The sequence below is a fragment of the Streptomyces sp. NPDC048411 genome (genome assembly GCF_040704695.1).
Taxonomy (GTDB): Bacteria; Actinomycetota; Actinomycetes; order Streptomycetales; family Streptomycetaceae; genus Streptomyces.
Genome location: NZ_JBEZKL010000284.1, coordinates 1 through 2687, shown reverse-complemented (window position 1 = coordinate 2687; position 2687 = coordinate 1). Strand labels below are relative to the sequence as shown.

The window sequence follows — 2687 nt, the reverse complement described above, 5'->3', positions numbered from 1 at the left end:
TGCTCATATTGCTCTTCTTGCTCACTGCCTGTAACTGCTTCCTCCGGGACCTTCCGTCCCAGTATCAGGCTGTCCAGGTCAAAGGGGGAGCTTCAGGGGTGCTGTCCCTTCCGCGGCGCACGATCAGCAGGCCCGTCTCGATCTGGTCGACGACCTCGTCGATCACGCGGGTGTGCGCGGCCTCGATGACCTCCCTGACCGTGCCAGTGCTCAGGGCCCACAGGGTCTGGACGCTGCCCGGCGGGCGAAAGACGAAGTCGATCCCGGACCATTTCTGGATCCGGTAACCGAGGCGGGTGGCGCGCTCGGCTTTCGCGGGGATGTCTCCGGCGGCGAGACGGTCCTCAATGATGTGCTCGGAGGCGGGGTGCCGGCCCGTGCCGAACAGGTTCGCCATCTGCCGGTGGGTCACCCGCGATCCCGCGGTCAGGCCGACCGCAGGCAGGGCCTTGCCCATCCACACCCCGGGTGGGACCCCGGCCTCTTCCTGCGCCTGGTCCAGGTTCTTCCCCCGGGGCCGGCGGCCGTCGCCGACCGCGACCTGGCGCAGGTAGTACCGGTACGCGGCACCCTTGCTCACTTGCTTGAACGTCATCATGCAACCAAGACCAGCCTCACCCCGCCCGACTCCCAGACCCCGGTCCGCTCGAAAGCCGCGATCGACCGGCTCATCGCCCGCCGCGACGTCCACCTGCGGGAGAAGACGCTGTACGGATGCTCTACGAGACCGCCGCACGCTCCGACGAGATCCTCGGCGTCAACATCGAGGACCTGGACCTCGCCGGCCGCCGCTGCCAGGTCAAGGCCAAAGGTGCCCAGCCGAAGGTGCGCCGCCGGGGTGGTGCTCGCGAGGACTTCGTGCTGGAGACGGTCTACTGGGACGCCGGTACCGCCCGCCTGCTGCCCCGCCTGCTCAAGGGCCGCACCAGCGGGCCGGTGTTCACCACCCACCGCAAGCCCGGCCCAGGCAAGGTCGTCGGCGCCCGCGACGTCTGCCCGGACACCGGCCTGGCCCGCCTCTCGTACGGCCAGGCCCGCGCGCTCCTGGACGCACACACCGCCGAGCACGGCCCCGGCACCGGCTGGGACCTGCACGAGTGGCGGCACTCCAGCCTGTCGCACCTCGGCGAGGCCGGGGCGAGCCTGCTGCTGCTCATGGCCAAGTCCCGGCACAAGAAGCCGGAGAATGTTCGCCGGTACTTCAAGCCGACCCCTGAAGCGATCGCCGAGCTCACCAGCCTGCTCGCGCCCCGTGACACCAGGCGCTGACAGTACGAAGCCCCGGGGTGCCGTCGTGACGGCACCCCGGGGCTTCGCTGGTCGCCTACCGCATCCACGAACTCGAACCGGGCCGCCACGGAAACATCGGGAAACTCGTGCCGTCGCTCACCAGCGACGAACTCGTCTCCCGCGACCAGGTCGCGGGAGAACTGAACGACGTGGCATAGCCCGGCGGCCGCTGGGGGCCTTCGCCGGCCAATGCAGTTGCTTTAAGCACCCGCCCATTTCACAGGGTTCCTCTGCGCTTCGGCTTCGCCGCCGCAGGCGCTCGTCGCCATCACCCGCAGCTGCCAGGCCCCGGGATACACTGCCCCGCCCCACCCCGACCGGAGGTCATCTCAGTGTTACCCGTACGGGTATTCGCCGTTTCCCCGCTGGCTCTGGTGATTCTCGCCCTGTCCGGCTGCTCTTCCTGGGTCTGCACCGACACGACGGCGGAGCGCGGTAAGGCCGGAGCCAGGGTGCAGGTCGTGGACACGGATGGGCAGCCTCTCGGCGTCACCGCCGCAGTCGTTGACTGGCGCCTTGAGCCCCACCCGCAGGTGCCCTCCGAAGGTGACCGGGTCCACTTCCACTTCCGCTTCGACGGCGCCGACGAATATTCCGACCCTGCAGTGGACGCCTGCGCGGTCGACAAGGAGCGTGTGGCGTTGGGGTGTCAGACGGTTTACTCGTCCCAGGCATTCGGGCCGGCCGACGATCCCCTCACGGGCGACGACTGGCTCGCCGTCGAGCACCCTGAGCAGGTTGCCGGAGTGTTGTTGATCCCCAATGACCAGTCCTACGACCGACGCACCTGTGAAGTGGACATCAAGGACGGTGGCGGGATGCATCCTCCGGAACCACCCAGCAGGGGGGACCAGCTGTAGGGAGGTCAAGGCGGTTGAGCGCGAGGCACGGGTCTGCCGGCGCCCCGGTGTTTGCGCTGTTTGGTGGTCTGATTGTGTGCCCATCGCCCCGGTGCCACCTTGCTGCGGCCGCTCTGGGTTCTCAGGATCGGCCACCGCATCGGTTTCTTGATCGCTCGGGGCCAGTCCCGGCCGGACCGGGGCGGCAGCAGACGGGACCGCGCTTCCTGGATGGCCTCCTTCCAGGCGTTGGTCAGCGTGCGCCTGGAGGTGCCGTGCTGGGACGGTACGCTGCGCCGGGCGATCCGGACGCAGCGGAGGTAGGAGAGCCGGTCGGCATCCAAGACCGGGCCGTTCGCCGCGGCGTCGTGCGCGAACCGGCGGACGGCCTGGTGGACCGCGAGCAGGGCCCACAGCTCCTGCCGCACGGCTTCAGGGGTGCGCGATCGGAGCGGTCCGCCAAGGCTCATGACGGACCCTCAGCAGCCCTCCCCGACCGACCGGTCGGACGCGGACGACGTCGAAGCGCACGCCTGTCCGAAGTGTGGCGCGCAGCCC

At 69.4% G+C, this 2687-nt stretch carries 3 protein-coding genes and 1 pseudogene; 2 read left to right on the top strand and 2 right to left on the bottom strand.

The features are described from left to right. Nucleotides 1-64: 64 nt before the first annotated feature. Nucleotides 65-595 carry a relaxase domain-containing protein gene (locus AB0915_RS38955; RefSeq protein WP_366696109.1) on the bottom strand — a complete coding sequence of 177 codons (531 nt, stop codon included), beginning with the start codon at nt 593-595 and terminating at the stop codon, nt 65-67. Between the two features lie 27 nt (nt 596-622). On the opposite strand from AB0915_RS38955, the pseudogene AB0915_RS38950 reads away from it, so the two are divergent. Continuing rightward, nucleotides 623-1269: pseudogene (locus AB0915_RS38950) on the top strand (site-specific integrase); the annotation flags it as partial. A gap of 353 nt (nt 1270-1622) precedes the next feature. Beyond that, nucleotides 1623-2150, top strand: a complete 528-nt coding sequence (locus AB0915_RS38945) for a hypothetical protein (protein WP_366696107.1) — start codon at nt 1623-1625, stop codon at nt 2148-2150. 5 nt (nt 2151-2155) lie between these two features. Here AB0915_RS38945 and AB0915_RS38940 read toward each other — a convergent pair whose 3' ends face one another. Then, on the bottom strand, nt 2156-2557 hold the full coding sequence (locus tag AB0915_RS38940; protein ID WP_366696105.1) for a hypothetical protein: 402 nt from the start codon (nt 2555-2557) through the stop codon (nt 2156-2158). Nucleotides 2558-2687: the final 130 nt, after the last annotated feature.

Bases quoted from the DNA above. Each gene is read 5' to 3' on its own strand.
- AB0915_RS38955 (WP_366696109.1), bottom strand. From the start codon at position 595: ATGACGTTCAAGCAAGTGAGCAAGGGTGCCGCGTACCGGTACTACCTG.